Source organism: Streptomyces cyaneofuscatus (assembly GCF_033109485.1).
GTDB classification, from domain to species: Bacteria; Actinomycetota; Actinomycetes; order Streptomycetales; family Streptomycetaceae; genus Streptomyces; species Streptomyces cyaneofuscatus.
The window spans coordinates 5,587,572-5,605,935 of the sequence record NZ_CP137002.1 but is presented as its reverse complement, the minus strand read 5'-3'; the positions used below and the strand labels follow the sequence as shown (position 1 = coordinate 5,605,935).

The following is an 18,364-nucleotide window of genomic DNA, read 5'->3' as shown; positions in this document are numbered from 1 at the left end:
GCACGGTCGGCGGCGCGCTCGGCGCCGTCAGCGAAGGAACCCACGTTTGTCCCCCCAGCCCGCGGCGGTGTCGGCCTCCATCTGGTTGAGCCGTGCCGCGATCACTTGGTCGAATCCGTCCATGAAGTACTCGTCGCCCGCCCGCGGTGCGATCTGCCGGCCCTCGGAGACGAAGTCCCGCACCACCTGGCTCAGGGGCCTGTCGGGGGCGACGCGCCCGGCGATGTAGCGGTCGGCCCCGGCGAGGTCGGGGAAGCCCGCCTCGCGGTAGAGGTAGACATCGCCGAGCAGGTCGACCTGGACTGCGACCTGGGGGTGGGCGCCCGGGCGCATCGTCCCGGGCCGGATCCGGGGGAGCTCGGCGTCGATCCCGGACTTGAGGCCGTGCAGGGCGTAGCCGTAGTCGATGTCCAGGGTGGGTGTCAGCTCCGCCGCCTTCCGCTCGAACGCGGCCAGGGCTTCGCGCAGTTCGGCCCGCTCCTCGGCGGGGAGCCGGCCGTCGGGGCGGCCGCTGTAGTCCTCCCGCAGGTTGAGGAAGTCGACGGGGCGGTCCGGCGCGGCGGCGTTCAGGGTGGCGACGAAGTCGATGAGGTCGAGCAGCCGGTGGGCCCGGCCGGGCAGCACGATGTAGTTCAGGCCGAGCCGCACCGGTCGCTGCCGCGCGGACCGGAGCCGCTGGAAACCGGCCAGGTTCTCCCGCACGCGGCGGAACGCCTGCTTCTTGCCGGTCGTCGCCTCGTACTCCGCGTCGTCGAGCCCGTAGAGGGAGGTGCGTACCGCGTGGAAGTCCCACAGGCCCGGCTGGCGGGTCAGGGTCTGCTCCGTGAGCGCGTAGGAGTTGGTGTAGAGCGTCATCCGGAAGCCCCGCCGGGCGGCACGGGTGACGAGTTCGCCGAGCCCCGGGTTGGTGAGCGGCTCCAGGCCCCCGGAGACGTAGAGGGCGTGGGGGTTGCCGGTCGGCATCCCGTCGATGACCGAGGCGAGCAGTTCGTTGCCGGTGTCCAGGGCGGACGAGGCGTACCGGGCGCCCGTCACCCGGACGCAGAAGTGGCAGCGGAACATGCAGGTCGGTCCCGGGTAGAGGCCGACGATGTGCGGGTGGGCCGGCTTCCCCTCCAGCACGGCGTCCAGCGTTCCCTCGCGCTCCAGCGGGAGCACGGTGTTCGACCAGTACTTCCCGGCAGGGCCCGCGACGACCGCTTCGCGCAGTTCGGGTATCCGTCCGAACAGGTCCAGCAGCCGGCGGAAGGCGTCGCCGTCCAGGCCGAGCCGCTGCCGCACCTCTTCGAGGGGGGTGAACGGCCGGTTGCTGTAGTGCCCTCCCAGCGCGGTGAGCCGCTCCGCGGTCCGGCCGGCCTCCTCGGGCGGGCCGTGGCCGCCCGCGAGCAGCAGCGCCCGCACGGCCGACGCCGCCTCCCTGTCTCCACCCGGCGTCCCGAATGCGAGGGGCGGCGCGGTGTCTCCCTTCACGGGTGTCATGCCTGTTCTCCCTTCGTCCGCCGTCGGCGGGATGTCACTTCGGCTCCGCGGGACACCGCCAGGCGTACGACGTTGCAGACCCGCCGGATGTCCTCGCGGGAGACGGTCGACCCGGTCGGCAGCGCGAACACCTGCGCCGCGAGGCGCTCGGTGTGCGGGAGGGTGACGGGCCGGCGGTCGCTGTACGGCGGCAGTTGGTGGCAGGGGGGTGAGAAGTAGGGCTTCGCCGACACGTTCTCCGCCCCCAGGACGTCCAGCAGCAGGTCGCGCCGGATACCGGTCTGCTCCTCGTCGATGAGCACGACGACGTACTGGTAGTTGTGGGACTCCTCCCGGTCGTGCGGTACGACGGTGAGTCCCGGCACGTCGGAGAGTTCCGCGCTGTACAGCTCGAAGTTGGCGCGGTTGTGGCGCACGGTGGCGTCGAAAGCGTCGAGCGAGGTGAGCGCCATCGAGGCGGACGCTTCGCTCATCTTTCCGTTGGTCCCGCCCGCCGCGCTGACCCCGGTCAGCCCGATGCCGAAGTTGTGCAGGGCCCGGATCCGCTGGGCGAGGCCGTCGTCGTTGGTGACGATCGCGCCGCCTTCGAACCCGTTGACGACCTTGGTGGCGTGGAAGCTGAACACCTCCGCCGTGCCGAAGCTGCCGACGGGCCGGCCGCGCGAGGTGCAGCCGATGGCGTGCGCGGCGTCGTAGAAGAGCGGCAGCCCGTGCTCGGCGGCGACCTTCTCCAGGGCGTCCACATCGCACGGGCGCCCCCAGAGGTGTACCCCGACGATGGCGGCGGTCTCCGGCCCCACGGCCTCGGCCACGGCGGCGGGGTCCATGGCGCCGGTGGCCGGGTCGACGTCCACGAAGACGGGCTCGAGCCCGACCCAGCGGACGGCGTGGGCGGTGGCGGCGAAGGTGAGCGAGGGCATGATGACCTCGCCGCTGAGGTCCGAGGCCTGGATGAGCAGTTGGAGCGCCGTCGTGGCGTTGCAGGTGGCCACGCAGTTGCGCACACCGGCGAGTTCGGCGACCCGGTCCTCGAACTCCAGGGCGAGCGGCCCGCCGTTGGTGAGCCACTGGTTGTCGAGGACCCAGTTGAGCCGCTCGAAGAGGCGGCCGCGGTCGATATGGCTGGGGCGCCCCACGTAGATGGGCTGCAGGAAGGCGGAGCGGCCTCCGAAGAGCGCGAGGTCGCCCACTCCGCGTTTCACGCCCCCGCCCTGGCGCCCGGCGTGCCCGTCGAAGGCGCCGGCCCGCGTGCGGGCATGGTCATCTGTCTCATGTCCTGTCTCCTCGTCGGCAGGTCCCGTCCTGCGGGGGCGCGGCACGCACCCGCCGCCGTGCGCTCACGTGGTGCGGGCCACCCGGTACACCTCGTCCAGGAGAGCCGCGTGCCGCAGGCAGTCCTCGTCGGCGGGGGCGCTGCCGTTCCGCACCGCCGCCACGAACCGGGCGACCGCCTTGCCCACCTGGTCGTCGGCCTCCAGCACCTTTTCCTCCTTACCGCCCGAGCGGTGCTCCACGACCAGTACGGGGCGGTGGTCCGCGGGGGGCGTGAAGGCCCGGTCCAGCGTGATCCGGCCCTCGCTGCCCCAGAGTTGGTACCGGCACCCGTAGGCGTGGTCCAGCCCGAAGGTGAGCTGGGCGGTGACCCCTTGCGGGGTGCGCAGCAGCGCGGCGCCAGAGGTCTCCACCGAACGTCCCGCCCCGGCGGTGAGCACCGCCCCGACCACCTCCAGCTCCCCTCCGAGCAGGTGCACGGCGGCCCGGATGGGGTAGATGCCGAGCTCCCGCAGCGCCCCGCCGCCCAGTGCCGCGTTGTACCGGATGTCGCTGTCCGGCAGCGCGGGGATCGCGAACGAGGCCTGGAAGTCGCGCAGTTCCCCGATCATGCCGTCCCTGACCATGGCCCGGACCGTCTCGTGCTGGGAGTGGTGGACGAACATCATGTTCTCCATCAGGACCAGCCCCAGGTCGCGGGCGAGAGCGAGGAGCGTGTGGGTGCTCCGCAACTCGGTCGTGAGGGGCTTCTCCGCGAGGACGTGTTTGCCGGCCTTCAGCGCCGCCTCGACCCACTCGGCGTGCAGGGCGGCGGGCAGCGGTACGTAGACCGCGTCCACGTCGTCCCGTTCGAGCAGTTCCTCGTACCCGTGCACGGGGCGGCAGCCGTACTCCCGCGCCAGGCCCGCCGCCTTGTCGGCGCTGCGGCTGGCAACGGCCGTGATCCGGGCATCGGGGAGCGCGCCGAAGGCGGGCAGGATCCGGCGGCGGGCGATCTCGGCGCAACCGAGCACACCGATCCGCACGGGGGCGGGGAGCTTTCTCATATCCGTGTCTTTCCGCTCGGAGCAATTGCGCCGGGGCCTCGGCCTGTCAATTATTCTGCAGTAAGCGGCAGCTCGGGGAAAAGAAATGGTTCATGGCAAAAAATAAGCGGGTGGCACTTCCGTGACCGACGGCCCATAGCCGGAAACCCGGGGCACGTGACCTCGTCCACAGTTCTTCTGAAGCTATTGATTAGCTTCTTCGGAGACGAGACCGAAGTCAAGGGCGCACTTCAAGAGAAGCTATAAGAATATGTCAAGCGAACGCAAAGTGGCGTGAAGTCCATAAGACTGTTGCCTTCACTCGCGCCACCTCATACATTCGCTACCGCCCCTGACCCGGGATGGGGCAGGGACTCACAGAACGCGACGGGGGACACGTAACGTGGCAGCGAAACGGGTATCGACGGAGACCGGCATAAAAGGGCGGACGTCCGCGGGGGCCGCGTTGTGCGGGGGAGCCGCCTGTGCGGCACGCGAGACGGAGCACCGCCACCCCCTGGCGGCGGGCGACGGGATCTGCGCGCGCTGCCGGGCCGGCCTCTTCGACGACCTGCGGCGGCTGCCGACGCTCCATGAGGCCTGCGGAGAGGTCCTGGGCGGTGGGAGGACGAGCGAGGGCCCCTACGAGAGGACTTCGGGCGGCCCGCTGCCCGGCATGCCGTTCAACACGGCGGCGGCGGACGCCCGGGCCGCGGTGGTCCACGTGCTCGGCGCCTGGGCCGGCCTGGTCTCCGAGGAGCGCAGGCTGCCCCCGCCCGCCCGTGACCCCCGAGCCCTCGCGGCCTTCCTCCAGCTCCACCTGGACTGGCTGTGCCGGCACCCGGCGGCGCCGGACGCCTCACGCGAGGCGGCCGGCCTGGTGCGAACGGCCCGGCGGGTCGCCGAGCCGGACCGTCACCGCAGGGCGCCGGTGGGGACCTGCCCGGAGACCGGCTGCCCGGGCACGCTGCGGGCGCGTGTGCTCCCCGGTGGCGCCGGCGAGGGCTCCACGGATGTCCGCTGCGACGCCGACCGCAGCCATCGCTGGTCCGCGGGCGAGTGGGTACGGCTGGGGCAGCGCGTGCGGGAGAAGGCGGCCTCCGCCCCGGCTCCGGGGGGCCCGGCGAGGAGGACCGCGCCGGCCTGGCTGACCGCCGCGGACATCAGCACGCTCTGGAAGGTCGCACCCGGCAGCGTGTACCGCATGGCCAGCGAGCAGGGGTGGCGGCGGCGCGGCCACCAGGGGCGTACGTACTACCACGAGGGCGATGTCCTGCGGACGCTGGACGCCCGCCGCCGGCCGGGCCCGGCGGACTGAGAGCACCCACGACGTCCGGACGCGGCCGCACCCGGGGGGCCGGGACCCGGCCCCCCGACGCGGCCGCGCTCACGGCCCCGATCCGCACGCGAGGCCCTGGCCGGCACAGAAGCGGAACCCGACGCCCCGCACCGTCGTGATCCAGATGTCGTTGCCGAGCTTGCTGCGGAGCGCACTGATGTGCGTGTCGATGGTGCGGCTGGCCCGGATGTTCAGCGTGTGGGCCTCGGGCACCTCCCAGACCTCGGCCATCAGCTCCGCCCGCGAGGTGACCTCGCCGGGCCGGCTGGCGAGGTGGTAGAGCAGGTCGAACTCCTTGCGGGTCATCTCGATCCGCTCGCCGTGGAGCCACACCTCGCGGGCCACGGCGTCGATCCAGAGCGAACCCAGGCCGATCGACTGCGGAGCCGGCGGCTCCGCAGTCGTCCGGGTACGTCGCAGGACCGCCTCCATCCTGGCGAGCAGTTCGCGGAGCCCGTACGGCTTGTCCATGCAGTCGTCGGCGCCCGCCTGGAGTCCGAGGACCCGGTCGAGTTCCGACGCACCCTCGGTGAACGCGATGACCGGCGCACGGCCGGTCGCCCGCACGGCCCGGCAGACTTCCAGACCGTCGACATCCGGCAGGTCAAGCGTCAGCAAAACCAGATCGGCCTCGCCGTGCATGTGGAGTGCCTGCTCACCGGTCCGAGCCCATCGGACCGAATAGCCATTGCGCTGGAGGTTGTCGGAAAGCTCTTGAGCCGCTTCCGGATCCCCCTCGACTATGAGTACCCATTCCGCCTTCACCCGTTGTCTCCCCCTCATCAACCATCAGACGAAACGTTGCCCCGCGCCACCCCGATCAGCGATTTCCCGAATATTTCGCGGAATATTCACCCGGACCATTTAATGGCCCTTAGGCTCGTCCGACACCATTCGCAGAAATACCGGCCATCGATTTCTTTTACATAACGCCTTCTATGTCCATTCAACGGAATTTACTCTACCGTTACCAGATGCTATGCAGCGGGAAGTTGCGGGTTCAAGGAGGTACCGCGTGATCCACGTCACCACGATGGAGGGCAACCCGAAAGCCGTATGCACCATCCGGGGTCGCTCTCACGCGTCCCGTCGCCGGAGCAGCACCAGCGCGGCCAGGGCAAGAGCCGTCGTGCAGGCCGTGACCAGGAGCAGGGAGGGCCAGGGGCCCAGGCTGCCCACCGTGTCGGCGGTGGCGTCCGAGGTCTGGGTGAGCTTCTCCAGGGCCGCCGTCGGGGAGAGGCCGGCGATCCAGCGTTCGGCGTTCCCGAAAAGGGGGCCGAAGAGGGACGGCAGGAGCAGTACGCCGATCACCGTCGTGACCGCGCCGGCGGAGTGGCGGACCAGGGTGCCGACCGCCAGGCCCAGCGCCGCCGCCACCGCGAAGGACGCGGCGATGCCGAACAGGGCGGGCAGCGGCTCGCCTTGGGCGTAGCGGCCCTCCGGCAGCATCGCGTCCCCTACCAGGTACGCCGCCGAGCAGGAGAGCAGCGCGACGACGTACATCACGGCCGCCACCAGCGTCGCCTTGGCCGCGAACACCGTGGACCGGCGGGGTACGGCCGCGAACGTCGTACGGATCGTGCCGCTGCTGTACTCCCCCGAGACCACCAGCGCGCCCACCACCGCCGCCAGCATCTGGGCCACGACGGAGAGCGTGAGGCTGCCGCCGAGGACGGTGTCGTCGGGTTGGAGGCTGCCGGTGGCCGCGACGAACACCGCGCCCAGGAGGGGGAGTACGGCGGTCGCCACCGTCGTCCACACCGTTGAGCGCACGCTGCGGAACTTGATCCACTCGTAGGACAGGGCCTGGGATCCGAGCGTCAGCGTCGTCATCGGGCTGCCTCCTTCTCCTTCTGGTTCTCGGTCCGGTACTCCACCGACGACTGCGACAGCGCCGTGTAGACCTCCTCCAACGAGGAGCGCGTGGATGTCAGTTCGTGGATGGCCTGGCCGTGGTCGCGGGCCAGGTTCCCGATCGCGGCCGCGTCCGGGCCGTCCACCCGCCAGCCGCCCGTGGCGTCCAGGCGGACCTGTGCCCCCGCCGACTCCAGCAGAGCGCGGAGCTTCTCCGGTTCGGGGGTGCGTACGAGGGTGTGGGCGCGGGAGTTGGTCTCGATGAAGTCGCGCATCGTGGTGTCCGCGATGAGCCGGCCCCGGCCGATCACGATGAGGTGGTCGGCCGTGAGCTCCATCTCGCTCATGAGGTGGCTGGAGAGGAAGACCGTACGGCCCTCCGCCGCCAGGGACCTCATCAGTTCGCGGATCCAGCGGATCCCCTCGGTGTCGAGGCCGTTGACCGGTTCGTCGAGGATCAGCACCTCCGGGTCGCCGATCAGCGCGGCCGCGATGCCGAGCCGCTGGCCCATGCCGAGCGAGAAGCCCTTGGCGCGCCGGCGGGCCGTCGCGGCGGGCAGGCCGACCAGGTCGAGCACCTCGTCGACGCGGCGGCGCGGGATGCCGTTGCTCGCGGCGAGGCCGGCCAGGTGGTGGTAGGCGGAGCGGCCGCCGTGGACGCCCTTGGCGTCGAGCAGCGAGCCTACGAGCGGGGCGGGGGATGCGAATCCCTCGGTGGGAGTCCGCGACTACTTCCTGTGGAGTAGGCCCGGCTCCCTCAGTGGTCACCCGGTCTGACCAGGCCCGTCTCGTACGCCAGCACCACCAGCTGGGCCCGGTCGCGGGCGCCCAGCTTCGTCATGGTCCGGCTGACGTGGGTCTTCGCCGTCAGCGGGCTCATGACCAGCTCCCTGCCGATCTCCTCGTTGCTGAGGCCCCCGGCGACCAGCGCCATCACCTCGCGCTCCCGGCCGGTGAGGACGTCGAGCCGTTCCGCGCCCGCCGCCTCCGGGGCCTTCAGCCGCGCGAACTCCTCGATCACCCTGCGGGTCACGGCCGGGGCGAGCAGGCTCCGGCCCTCGGCGACGCGAGCACCCGCTCCCGCATGCCGATCAGACCGAAGCCGTCGGCGGCATCGGGAGCGGAGGGCTCCGAGCGCGGGGGGCCGTCGTCCACGATCTCGATGTGCAGGGCGGTGTCCGTGCCGGTCAGCGACGCCGCGACCCGCCCGGCCCCCGAGTGCTTGATCACGTTGGTCAGTGCCTCCTGCACGATGCGGTACGCGGTCGCCTCGACGACCGCCGGGTAGGCGGCGCCCGACGGGGTCCGGCGCAGAGCCACCCGTACGCCGCCCGCCTCGACCCCCTCCACCAGCTCGGCCAGCTGGTCCAGGCGGGGCGCCGGGGCGGTGGACTCCGTCTCGCGCAGGACGGAGAGCGTGGCGCGCAGCTCCCGTACCGCCTCCTTCGCCCATCCGGCGCACGCCGCCCCGGTCACGCACGCCACCGTGACGGGCCGACGGCGGCGGAAGACCAGTGCCGCGAGCGAGACCACGAGCAGGACCCAGGTGAGCGCGTCGTCCTGCCGGTAGCCGGGGTCGTTCACCGCCACGTCGGACGCGGTGAACAGGCCCACCACCGCCACCACCGCCAGATCCGCGACGAGCGGCGGCAGGGCGCGCACGCGGGCGGCGAGGCGGTCGAAGGTCATCACCCCCTCACCGTAGGAGCCGGGGGCGCCGGGCGCATACGACGACGGGAGTACGGCGGGAGTACGGCAGGGGTGATGCCGGCATGACGACGGGAGGGGAACTCCCGCCCCATCCGCCCCTCCCCTCCCCCTAAGCGCAATCCGCAGCAGAAGAGTGGAGGGCCGACGAAACGTTCGGTACGGGATGACGTTCAGGGCAGCGCAAGAACGGGCAAATCGATCCTGTACGGCCCGTAGGCGGAATCCCGTCGCTGGGCGCCCCCCACCTCTCCGCAAACCCGTTCGGGCGAGCGCAACTTCGTTGTGCCGTCCGGTATCCGAGCCTGCCCTCCACCCGCCGAACACCCCTGCGAACCCACGCACCACCTGGAAAGGAGCGCCACGATGGCGACGCCGCTGTCCGCCGACAAGCTGCTCAAAGCCCTCCGCGACGAAGGCCTCCACGTCGTCGAACACCGGAGCTGGCGTACGAACAACCGGAATCACAAGGGGCCCTGGGGCCCGACGCACGGTGTCATGATCCACCACACCGTCACATCCGGCACCGCCTCCTCCGTCGAGCTCTGCTACAACGGCCACTCCGCCCTCCCCGGCCCCCTCTGCCACGGGGTCATCGCCAAGGACGGGACCGTCCACCTCGTGGGGAACGGGCGCGCCAACCACGCCGGGCTCGGCGACGACGACGTCCTGCGTGCCGTCATCGCGGAGAAGGCCCTGCCGCCGGACAACGAGGCCAACACCGACGGCAACCGGTACTTCTACGGCTTCGAGTGCGTCAACCTCGGGGATGGGAAGGATCCCTGGCCCGCCGCCCAGCTGCTGGCGATCGAGCGGGCCGCCGCCGCCGTCTGCCGTGCGCACGGCTGGGGCGAGCGGTCGGTGATCGGGCACCTGGAGTGGCAGCCGGGCAAGGTCGACCCGCGCGGCTTCACCATGAGCTCGATGCGCACCCGGATCGGCAAGCGGCTGGACGGTTCGCCGGACGGGCCCTCCCAGCCGCCTCCGAAACCGACGTACGAGCCGTTCCCCGGGGCGTCCTTCTTCACGGCCGGCCGTAAGAGCCCGATCGTCACGGCGATGGGCAAGCGCCTGGTGGCCGAGGGCTGCGGGCGGTACACAGTGGGACCCGGCCCGGCCTGGTCCACGGCGGACCGCAACTCGTACGCCGCCTGGCAGCGCAAGCTGGGCTACACGGGCACCGCCGCGGACGGCATCCCGGGGAAGAGCAGCTGGGACCGGCTCAAGGTGCCCAACGTGTGAGCCCCGCGAGCGAGTCGGTCACAGCGCGATGGCCAGCAGGACGCACGCCGCCAGCACGAAGGCGGTGCGAACCTGGTGGAAGGTGTTCCAGCGGGGTTCGAAGGCCTGACGGGCGGCGCTGTCGTCGCCGCCCTCCGACTTCGCGAGCGCGTTGTTGAGCGGGATGTTCCCGGCGATCGTGACCAGGTGACCGGCGACCACGCAGACGAGCGCCCCCACCAGCGCGGGGCCCGCCACCTCGTCGTGCTCGCCGAGCCCGGTGAAGAGCGCGGCGGCGGGCAGGGCGACCACGCCGAGGAAGAGGACGAGGAAGAGAGGGCCGGGGACCTTCTCGTTGAAGCGGCGCATCGCCGCGGTGAACTGCTCGTCCGTCAGTTCCGCGAGGCCGGGCATGATCGCGATCAGGAACGTCAGCATGAAGCCCGCGTAGAGGCCGGTGACGATCACGGAGAGCACCAGGAAGAGGGAGGTCATGGCGGTCATCATGACCGGTGACCGCCGTTCGCACAGCCGCATTTCGCCTGACTGTGCGAAGGCGGTCCCGCCGTCATGGTTGCGCCTGGCCGTGCGAACGCCGACCCGCCGTCATCGTTGCGCCTGACTGTGCGAACGCCCGTCACGGTGCCGAGCGGCTCAGCCGATCTCCCCCTCGCCCTCGTCGCCCCCGTCCTCCGGCTCGGTCCCGTTCCTGAGCGCCTCCGCCTGGCCGATCGCCGTCGCCAGCTTCCGTACGGATTCGTCCTCGGTATCGGTCGCCAGCTTCCCGGCCCGGGAGGCCAGTTCGCGCAGCGTGGGCGTGCCGGGCAGGTCACCGCCGCGCAGGGTGTCCGCGAAGTACGCCGCCACGGCCGCCACCTGGAGCCGCTGCGACTCCCCGCCCCACAGCCTGCCGTCGATCGTGCCGGTCCGCGCCGAGCCGCTCTCCTCGGACGCCTTGCGGGTCTTGGGGTCGAGCCAGCGCACGGTCGCCTTCGCCACCTCGCCGGAGGCGCCCTCGCGCAGCCGTACGGCGTAGAGCGCGGTCACCGTGTGGCCGGGGCCGACCTCGCCGCCGTCGACGCTGTCGTCGCGGAAGTCCTCGTCGGCGACCTTGCGGTTCTCGTAGCCGATCAGCCGGAACTGCTTCACGTTGCGGCGGTCGAAGGCGACCTGGGCCTTGGCGTCGCGCGCCCGGAGTTCGATGTGGGCGGGCAGCTGGTCGACGAAGACCTTGCGGGCCTGCTCCTCGTCACCGACGTACGTGGTGTGGCCGTCGCCCCGGTTGGTGAGCCGCTCCATGAACGCGTCGCCGTAGTCGCTGCCGACGCCGACCCCGAAGAGGGTGATGCCGTACTCGCGGCGGGCGGAGTCGATCCGTTCCAGAATGCTGTCGGCGTTGGTGTCGCCGGTGTTGGCGAGGGCGTCGGAGAGCAGCACCACCCGGTTGTTCACGCCCTTGCGGTGACCCTTGACGGACTGCTCGTAACCGCGCATGATCCCCGCCTCCACATTGGTGGACTGCGCGGGCTCCATGGCTTCCACCGCGTCCCGGATCTTGTTCCGGTTGCCCTGGAGGCGGGTCATCGGGAGCCGGGTCTCGGCCTCGTCGCTGAAGGTGACGAGGGAGACGGAGTCGTCGTCGCGCAGCTCGTCGGTGAGGATGTTCAGGGACTTCTGGACCAGTCCCAGGCGGCCCGGGCCGGCCATGGAACCGGAGATGTCGACGACGAACGTCAGCGAAGCCGGCGGGCGTTCGCTGCTCGGCGGGGCGGCCTTGGTGGCCAGTCCGACGCGGAGCAGCGACCAGTCGGAGGGGCCGGAGCCGGATCCGGAGCCGTTAAGGATCCGGGCTCCGTCGACCGTGACGGAGAAGCCGTTGCCCTTCGGACGCTCGTACCCCTGTTTGAAGCTGTTGACGAACTCCTCGGGCCGTACGTTCACCGGGTCGGGCAGCCTGCCGTCGCCGAGGGTGGAGCGTGCGTAGCCGTAGCTGGCGGTGTCGACGTCCAGGGCGAAGGTGGAGAGGTAGTCCGGGGCGGCGAGGTCCGGCTCGGCCGTGTCCCCGCTCTCCTCGGACTGCCTGCCCTTCTCCGGTGCCGCCGCATCGGGTGCGGACCGGTCGCCGCCGGTCGCGCCCTGCGCCGGGCGTGCGCCGGAGCGCTTGTCGGCGGCAGTGCCGTCCGACGACCCGCCGGCGCTGCACGCGGTGAGCATCATTCCGCCCGCGAGCAGAAGCGCCACCGCCCCGGGCCGGGCCCCTGCCCGGCCCCCCGCCCGTACCCCTGATCGCTTGCCGTTTCGCTGGTCCATCCGTAACCCCCCACGTCATCACGGTGTCGCGTTCCTGTCTCCGACACCTGTGAATGTGACGTACGGGGCCGCCGACCGGAGTCGACGAAAGCGTTGCGGAACCATCTCGATGCGGCAACAGAGGCCGGGCGGGGGTCATACGGGGCCGGGCGGGACGCCTTCGCGGCCGCCGAAACCGCGGAACATCAGGTTCAGGACACGATGTCCTTACGACTGAACCCGCGGAACGCCAGAGCGAACAGGATCAGGGCGTACGTCACCGAGATCGCCGCCCCCTTGATCATGCCGCCCCACTCCAGCTCCGGCTGGAGCGCGTCGGCCCACGCGAACTGCCAGTGCGCGGGCAGGAAGTCGCGCCAGGAGCCGAGCGCGGTGACCGCGTCGAGCACATTGCCGACGATGGTGAGGAAGACCGCGCCGCCGACCGCGCCGAGCGGGGCGTCCGTCTTTGTCGACAGCCAGAACGCCAGGCCCGCCGTGACCAGTTGGGAGACGAAGATGAACGCCACGGCGATGGCGAGGCGCGGGATGGTGTCCCCGGCGGCCAGCGCTCCCCCGGTGGGCAGTTTCAACGGCCCCCACCCGTACGCCGCCGTGCCCGCCGCCAGCGCGACGACCGGCAGGAGCACCATCGCGGCGAGGCTGAAGCCGAGCGCGACGACGAGCTTGGACCAGAGCAGCCGTACGCGGGGCACGGGTGCGGCCAGCAGGTAGCGCAGCGAGGACCAGCTCGCCTCGGAGGCCACGGTGTCCCCGCAGAACAGGGCCACCGGGATCACCAGCAGGAAGCCGGCCGAAACGAAGAGGGAGGTGGCGGCGAAGTTCGCGGCGGACTCCGTCGCCACGTCCATCAGGTTGATCCGGCTGCCGCCCCGGCCTCCCCCGCCGCCGTCCTCGCCGTCCGGGGTGCCGCCGATCGCGAAGGCGGCGATCAGGATGAACGGGAGGGCGGTGAGGATTCCGGCCATGAGCAGGGTGCGGCGGCGCCGCAGCTGCCGCATGGCCTCGACGCGGAGGGGGAGCGTGCGCCCGGCGCGGTAGCCGGCGGCTTCCGGGTGCTCGGCCTCCACCCGGGCCTCGGGGGGCTGTACGGGGGCGCTCATGCTGCTCCTCCGGAGATCAGGGTGAGGAAGGCGTCCTCCAGGCGGCGGTGCGGGCCGACGCCGGTGACCGGGACGTCGAGCCGGACCAGGTCGGCGACGAGCCGCGAGGTGGTGGCGCCGTCGAGGCGGACGAGGAGACTGCGCCCGTCGTCGAGGCGGACGGCGGAGCCGATGCCGGGCAGGGACGCGACCTTCTCGGCGAGCGGCTCGGACACCTCCTCGGCCGTGGTCACCAGGATCATGTCGCCGGATCCGGTGATCTCGGCGACCGGTCCGGCCTGCACGAGCCGGCCCCGGTCCATGACGACCAGGTGGGTGCAGGACTGCTCCACCTCGGAGAGGAGGTGGCTGGAGACGATGACGGTCCGGCCCCCGGCCGCGTAACGGATCATCACGTCCCGCATCTCGCGGATCTGCGGCGGGTCCAGCCCGTTGGTCGGCTCGTCGAGGATGAGCAGGTCCGGCATGCCGAGCATGGCCTGCGCGATGGCGAGCCGCTGCCGCATGCCCTGGGAGTACGTCCGTACGGCTCGGGCGAGCGCGTCGCCGAGGCCCGCGATCTCCAGGGCCTCGTCGATGTAAGCGTCCTCGGCGGGGCGGCCGGTGGCCTGCCAGTACAGGTCCAGGTTGGCGCGCCCGGAGAGGTGCGGCAGGAAGCCCGCGCCCTCGACGAAGGCGCCCACGCGGGAGAGGACCGGGGCTCCGGGGCGGATGGCCTGCCCGAAGACGCGGATCTCGCCCTCGTCGGGGGTGATGAGCCCCATGAGCATGCGCAGGGTGGTCGTCTTGCCCGCCCCGTTGGGGCCGAGGAGTCCGAGGACCTGGCCCTTCTCGACGCGGAAGGAGAGCTCGCGCACGGCGTACCGGTCGACGGACTTCGCGTACTTCTTCGAGAGCCCGGTGATCTGGAGCGGTACGTCGGTGAGTTCGGGGTCCGGCGCCGGGGTGGCGGTGCGGCGGCGCGCGGTGATGAGGAGGGCGGCCGCGATGACGAGGGCGGCGGCCGGGAGGCCCCAGGTCCACCAGGGGAGGGCGGCGGCCGCGGTCTTCACGGCGGGTGCGGTGGGGACGGTCAGCGGTCCGTCGGCGGTCACGGTGTACGTGGCGGGCTCGGCCGGGGAGGCGTACCCGAGGTCGGTCGCGGAGAAGACGAGCCGCATCCGGTGCCCGGCGTCGAACTCGTGGTCCACGGCGGGCAGCGCCAGCTCGATCGGCTTGCCCTGCTGGTCGGGGGTGATCCGGTAGGGGGCGACGAGCTGGGAGGGCAGCACCTGCTGCCGGCCGTCCGGCGACACGTCGTACACCTTGCCGAAGAGCACCGCGTCGCGGCCCTCGGTCGCCTTGACGGTCACGCGGGCGGTCGGCGTGCCGGTGACGTGTACGGAGGTGGCCAGCGGGGCCGACTCGAAGCGGCCGAACTGCCCGGGGAAGTCGAGCGAGAGCCCGACGCCGAGCGAGGAGAGCTGGGAGAGCCCGCCGCCGACGCCCGGTACGGCGGAGATGGCGGGCGGGGCGGAGCCGGCGGGGTTGCGGAACGTCTTCGTCCCCTCCCCGAGCGGGATCTCGCGGCCGCCGCTGCGCAGCCCCGGGTAGGTGTCGCTGCTCGCGCCGCGCTTGAGGGCTGCGCCGTCGGTGGAGTCGATGCCTCCGGTGCGGGTGACGCGGAAGGCGGGTCCGGTGTCGGTGCCGGTCTCCTCCTTCAGGTACCGGTCGAACCAGGCCCCGACGCGCCCCTCGACCCGGGGTGTCTCGTTGTCGCCGCCGTCGTGGCCGCCGGAGATCCAGTCGACGGAGACGGGTGCGCCGTTGGCGCTGATCGCCTTCTGCATGGCGTCGGCGTGGCCGAGCGGGAAGAGGGAGTCGGACTGTCCCTGGAGGAGGAGCGAGGGCACCTTGATGCGGTCGGCGACGGCGGAGGGCGAGCGCTCGGTGAGCAGCTTCGTCGCGGCCGCGTCGGGCTTGCCGCTGACGGCGACCCGCTCGTACATCTCGCAGAGCTTCTTCTCGAACTTCTCGCAGCCGCCGCCGGTGGTGATGAAGATGCCGGCCCAGAGCTTCTTGAAGACCCCGTCGGGGAAGAGGGCGTCGGCCAGGTTCCAGTACGTGATCACGGGTGCGATGGCGTCGACCCGCTGGTCGTGCCCGGCGGCGAGCAGGGAGACGGCCCCGCCGTAGGAGGCGCCGGTGAGGCCGACCCGGGGGTCACCCTTCTTGTCCAGCTGGACCTCGGGGCGCTTCGCCAGCCAGTCGATGAGCCCGGAGACGTCCTTGACCTCGCCGTCGGGGTCGTTGAGCGAGATCGCCCCGCCCGACTTGCCGAACCCGCGCGCCGACCAGGTCAGCACCGCGTATCCGTCGGCCGCCAGCTTCTCGGCCTGGGCCCGTACGTCGTTCTTGCTGCCGCCGAAGCCGTGGCCGATGAGGACGGCGGGCCGCTTACCGGAACCTCCGGCGGTGAAGTACGAGGTGTCGATCGGCACTCCGCCCGGCCGCAGCATCCGGTCCTCGCGCTGCACGGCGGGCGGGCCGTCGTCGGCGACGGCGGTCCAGGTGCCGCCGCCCACGAGCACGGCGAGCGCGGCCACGACCGCGGCCCACCGGCCAGGGGTGCGGGGCAGCAGGCGCCGCCATCGAACAGTAGGGGTCTCCATCCCTCGACCCTAAACGGAGGACGCAACCCCCTTGCCTGCCGCCAGGGGGAGGTGGGCAGCCTCCCTGAGAGGTACGGTGCGCCCTTCCCGTACTCCGGATGCGGTACGGGACTTATCCCGGCCGAAGGCCATTGCGGACATTGGCCGCGCAACGCCCGCAGCGGCCGCGACGGGCCCCGGGCTCGCGGCTACAGCCCGACATCCTGACTACAGCCCGGCCGGCACCGGTCGCGGCGCGGCAAGGTCGAGCGGCGTCTCCACCGGCAGCAGCGCGACGGCCCGCTCCCGCTCCCCCGCACGCACCGCCGCGTGCACCTCGCGGGCGAGCGGGGTGACATCGCGTACGGAGACGGTCCACTCGTCCGCGTACCGCCGGGAGGCCTCCCCGCTCAGCCCCAGCTGGAGGGAGCGGTACGGGAGCGGGTTCAGGTCCAGGTCGCGCTCGGGGTCCCACTGCACCCGGGCGGGGGCGGTGCGGAGGCTCTGCTTCCAGGACGCCTCGTCCGGGTGCACATCGCGTACGTAATGGGAGAGTTCGGCATGCGCGAGCGCCCACTCCAGGCCGCTCCGGTCGATCTCGACGGCGAGGACGACCTCCTGGCCCTCCTTGGTGCCCCAGCCGCAGCGGTACATCATCCACAGGAAGCTGGGCTTGATCCACGTCATCCGGTCCCGCTTCCACTCGGCGGGGAACCGCCCGTCGCGCGCGGCGGGGAGCCCGATGGCGGGGCGGTACGCCTGGTAGACGGTGACCGTGGTGGCGGTGTGCAGCGCGCGGATCTCGTAACGGGGCGGGAGGGGTGGGGTGTTCATGCGTCCCATGGTGCGGGACACGGCCGTGCCCGGGCATCCGGATTTCACCGGAGGCCCGGGCACGGCCGGGGGGTGCGTCGGTCAGTGGTTGCGCGGGAAGCCCAGGTCGACGCCGGCCGGGGCGTCCGCCGGGTCCGGCCAGCGGGTGGTGGTGACCTTGCCGCGGGTGTAGAAGTGCACGCCGTCGTTGCCGTAGATGTGGTGGTCCCCGAAGAGGGAGTCCTTCCAGCCGCCGAAGGAGTGGTAGCCCACCGGGACCGGGATCGGCACGTTGACGCCGACCATGCCGGCCTCGATCTCCAGCTGGAAGCGGCGGGCCGCGCCGCCGTCGCGGGTGAAGATCGCGGTGCCGTTGCCGAACGGCGAGGCGTTCATGAGGGCGACGCCGTCCTCGTACGTCTCCACGCGGAGCACGCACAGGACCGGTCCGAAGATCTCGTCCTTGTAGGCGTCGGAGTCGGTGGAGACCTTGTCCAGGAGGGAGAGGCCGATCCAGTGGCCGTCCTCGAAGCCCTCCACCGTGTGGCCCGTGCCGTCGAGGACGACCTCGGCGCCCTGGGCGGCGGCGCCCGTGACGTACGAGGCGACCTTGTCGCGGTGGGCGGCGGTGATCAGGGGGCCCATCTCGGAGGCGGGGTCGTTGCCGGGGCCGATCGTGATCTTCTCGGCGCGCTCGCGGATCTTGGCGACCAGCTCGTCACCGATCGCGCCGACCGCGACGACCGCCGAGATCGCCATGCAGCGTTCACCGGCGGAGCCGTACGCCGCCGAGACCGCCGCGTCGGCCGCCGCGTCCAGGTCGGCGTCCGGGAGGACGAGCATGTGGTTCTTCGCGCCGCCGAGGGCCTGGACGCGCTTGCCGTTGGCGGAGGCCGTGGCGTGGATGTAGCGGGCGATGGGGGTGGAGCCGACGAAGGAGACCGCCGCCACGTCGGGGTGGTTGAGCAGGCCGTCGACCGCCACCTTGTCACCGTGCAGGACGTTGAGGACGCCGTCCGGGAGGCCCGCCTCCGCCGCCAGCTCGGCCAGCAGGTTGGCCGCCGACGGGTCCTTCTCGCTCGGCTTCAGCACGAACGTGTTGCCGCACGCGATGGCGAGCGGGAACATCCACATCGGCACCATGGCCGGGAAGTTGAACGGGGTGATGCCCGCGACCACGCCGAGCGACTGGCGGATCGAGGAGACGTCGACCCGGTTGGAGACCTGGGTGGAGAGCTCGCCCTTGAGCTGCGTGGTGATGCCACACGCCAGCTCGACGATCTCCAGACCACGGGCGACCTCGCCCAGCGCGTCCGAGTGCACCTTGCCGTGCTCGGCGGTGATCAGCGCGGCGATGTCGTCGCGGTGGGCGTCCAGCAGCGCGCGGTAGCGGAAGAGGACGGCGGTGCGCTGGGCGAGGGAGGAGGTGCCCCAGGTCGCGTACGCGGCCTTCGCGGCCGCCACCGCCGCGTCGACCTCCTCCACCGAGGCCAGCGCCACCCGCGTGGTGACCTGGCCGGTGGCCGGGTCCGTGACCGGACCGTACTGGCCCGACGTGCCCTCCACTGTCTTGCCGCCGATCCAGTGGTTGACGGTCTTCGTCATGACGTA

Annotated in this window: 14 protein-coding genes and 2 pseudogenes; 2 read left to right on the top strand and 14 right to left on the bottom strand. The window is 71.8% G+C overall.

Features of this window, described 5'->3' with window-relative positions; all coding sequences use genetic code 11:
• Positions 1–27: 27 nt before the first annotated feature.
• The 3 genes from desII to R2B67_RS24615 form a co-directional block, all read right to left on the bottom strand.
• Positions 28–1,479 (bottom strand): dTDP-4-amino-4,6-dideoxy-D-glucose ammonia-lyase, encoded by a 1,452-nt coding sequence (gene desII, locus R2B67_RS24625; RefSeq protein WP_239475935.1) that lies wholly within the window; start codon positions 1,477–1,479, stop codon positions 28–30.
• Complete coding sequence (locus tag R2B67_RS24620) at positions 1,476–2,681, bottom strand: dTDP-4-dehydro-6-deoxyglucose aminotransferase (RefSeq protein WP_026241362.1); 1,206 nt, start codon at positions 2,679–2,681, stop codon at positions 1,476–1,478. Before R2B67_RS24620 ends, desII begins: the two co-directional genes overlap by 4 nt.
• Before the next feature lie 135 nt (positions 2,682–2,816).
• Positions 2,817–3,797: a Gfo/Idh/MocA family protein gene (locus tag R2B67_RS24615; RefSeq protein WP_317821103.1), complete on the bottom strand. Its 981-nt coding sequence runs from the start codon at positions 3,795–3,797 to the stop codon at positions 2,817–2,819.
• Between the two features lie 382 nt (positions 3,798–4,179).
• On the opposite strand from R2B67_RS24615, the gene R2B67_RS24610 reads away from it, so the two are divergent.
• Entirely contained in the window at positions 4,180–5,094 is a 915-nt protein-coding gene (locus R2B67_RS24610; RefSeq protein ID WP_317821100.1) for a helix-turn-helix domain-containing protein, read from the top strand.
• 69 nt (positions 5,095–5,163) lie between these two features.
• Here the strand turns inward: R2B67_RS24610 and R2B67_RS24605 are convergent, their stop codons facing one another.
• From R2B67_RS24605 to R2B67_RS24585, 5 genes and pseudogenes are all read right to left on the bottom strand, one after another.
• On the bottom strand, positions 5,164–5,898 hold the full coding sequence (locus tag R2B67_RS24605; RefSeq protein WP_317821098.1) for a response regulator transcription factor: 735 nt from the start codon (positions 5,896–5,898) through the stop codon (positions 5,164–5,166).
• A 294-nt stretch (positions 5,899–6,192) separates the two neighbouring features.
• Entirely contained in the window at positions 6,193–6,948 is a 756-nt protein-coding gene (locus R2B67_RS24600) for an ABC transporter permease subunit (RefSeq protein ID WP_317821097.1), read from the bottom strand.
• Positions 6,945–7,667 (bottom strand): annotated as a pseudogene (locus tag R2B67_RS24595) (ATP-binding cassette domain-containing protein); the annotation flags it as partial. The gene R2B67_RS24600 and the pseudogene R2B67_RS24595, both read right to left, overlap by 4 nt.
• Before the next feature lie 59 nt (positions 7,668–7,726).
• Positions 7,727–8,035, bottom strand: a pseudogene (locus R2B67_RS24590) (response regulator transcription factor); the annotation flags it as partial.
• On the bottom strand, positions 7,999–8,658 hold the full coding sequence (locus tag R2B67_RS24585) for a sensor histidine kinase (RefSeq protein WP_317821096.1): 660 nt from the start codon (positions 8,656–8,658) through the stop codon (positions 7,999–8,001). The gene R2B67_RS24585 and the pseudogene R2B67_RS24590, both read right to left, overlap by 37 nt.
• A 384-nt stretch (positions 8,659–9,042) precedes the next feature.
• Here R2B67_RS24585 and R2B67_RS24580 point away from each other — a divergent pair, with 384 nt between their 5' ends.
• Positions 9,043–9,918 (top strand): peptidoglycan-binding protein, encoded by an 876-nt coding sequence (locus R2B67_RS24580; RefSeq protein WP_317821094.1) that lies wholly within the window; start codon positions 9,043–9,045, stop codon positions 9,916–9,918.
• Between the two features lie 18 nt (positions 9,919–9,936).
• On the opposite strand, the gene R2B67_RS24575 is transcribed toward R2B67_RS24580, so the two are convergent.
• From R2B67_RS24575 to mmsA, 6 genes are all read right to left on the bottom strand, one after another.
• A complete protein-coding gene (locus tag R2B67_RS24575; RefSeq protein ID WP_128846160.1) occupies positions 9,937–10,404 on the bottom strand; it encodes an anthrone oxygenase family protein in 468 nt (155 codons plus the stop codon).
• A 147-nt stretch (positions 10,405–10,551) separates the two neighbouring features.
• Complete coding sequence (locus R2B67_RS24570) at positions 10,552–12,114, bottom strand: vWA domain-containing protein (RefSeq protein WP_317824953.1); 1,563 nt, start codon at positions 12,112–12,114, stop codon at positions 10,552–10,554.
• Positions 12,115–12,398: 284 nt separating this feature from the next.
• Positions 12,399–13,310: an ABC transporter permease gene (locus R2B67_RS24565; RefSeq protein WP_109977751.1), complete on the bottom strand. Its 912-nt coding sequence runs from the start codon at positions 13,308–13,310 to the stop codon at positions 12,399–12,401.
• Positions 13,307–15,961 carry an alpha/beta fold hydrolase gene (locus R2B67_RS24560; protein ID WP_317821091.1) on the bottom strand — a complete coding sequence of 885 codons (2,655 nt, stop codon included), beginning with the start codon at positions 15,959–15,961 and terminating at the stop codon, positions 13,307–13,309. Before R2B67_RS24560 ends, R2B67_RS24565 begins: the two co-directional genes overlap by 4 nt.
• Positions 15,962–16,168: 207 nt before the next feature.
• Entirely contained in the window at positions 16,169–16,774 is a 606-nt protein-coding gene (locus R2B67_RS24555) for a DUF4291 domain-containing protein (protein WP_317821089.1), read from the bottom strand.
• Between the two features lie 81 nt (positions 16,775–16,855).
• Complete coding sequence (mmsA, locus tag R2B67_RS24550; protein ID WP_317821087.1) at positions 16,856–18,358, bottom strand: CoA-acylating methylmalonate-semialdehyde dehydrogenase; 1,503 nt, start codon at positions 18,356–18,358, stop codon at positions 16,856–16,858.
• Between the last annotated feature and the right edge of the window lie 6 nt (positions 18,359–18,364).

Excerpts from the sequence above, each read along its gene's own strand:
- R2B67_RS24580 (WP_317821094.1), top strand. The coding sequence starts at position 9,043 with ATGGCGACGCCGCTGTCCGCCGACAAGCTGCTCAAAGCCCTCCGCGAC.
- mmsA (WP_317821087.1), bottom strand. The coding sequence starts at position 18,358 with ATGACGAAGACCGTCAACCACTGGATCGGCGGCAAGACAGTGGAGGGC.
- R2B67_RS24585 (WP_317821096.1), bottom strand. The coding sequence starts at position 8,658 with ATGACCTTCGACCGCCTCGCCGCCCGCGTGCGCGCCCTGCCGCCGCTC.
- R2B67_RS24565 (WP_109977751.1), bottom strand. The coding sequence starts at position 13,310 with ATGAGCGCCCCCGTACAGCCCCCCGAGGCCCGGGTGGAGGCCGAGCAC.
- R2B67_RS24555 (WP_317821089.1), bottom strand. The coding sequence starts at position 16,774 with ATGAACACCCCACCCCTCCCGCCCCGTTACGAGATCCGCGCGCTGCAC.
- R2B67_RS24575 (WP_128846160.1), bottom strand. The coding sequence starts at position 10,404 with ATGATGACCGCCATGACCTCCCTCTTCCTGGTGCTCTCCGTGATCGTC.
- R2B67_RS24560 (WP_317821091.1), bottom strand. The coding sequence starts at position 15,961 with ATGGAGACCCCTACTGTTCGATGGCGGCGCCTGCTGCCCCGCACCCCT.
- desII (WP_239475935.1), bottom strand. The coding sequence starts at position 1,479 with ATGACACCCGTGAAGGGAGACACCGCGCCGCCCCTCGCATTCGGGACG.
- R2B67_RS24605 (WP_317821098.1), bottom strand. The coding sequence starts at position 5,898 with ATGAGGGGGAGACAACGGGTGAAGGCGGAATGGGTACTCATAGTCGAG.
- R2B67_RS24600 (WP_317821097.1), bottom strand. The coding sequence starts at position 6,948 with ATGACGACGCTGACGCTCGGATCCCAGGCCCTGTCCTACGAGTGGATC.
- R2B67_RS24570 (WP_317824953.1), bottom strand. The coding sequence starts at position 12,114 with ATGATGCTCACCGCGTGCAGCGCCGGCGGGTCGTCGGACGGCACTGCC.
- R2B67_RS24615 (WP_317821103.1), bottom strand. The coding sequence starts at position 3,797 with ATGAGAAAGCTCCCCGCCCCCGTGCGGATCGGTGTGCTCGGTTGCGCC.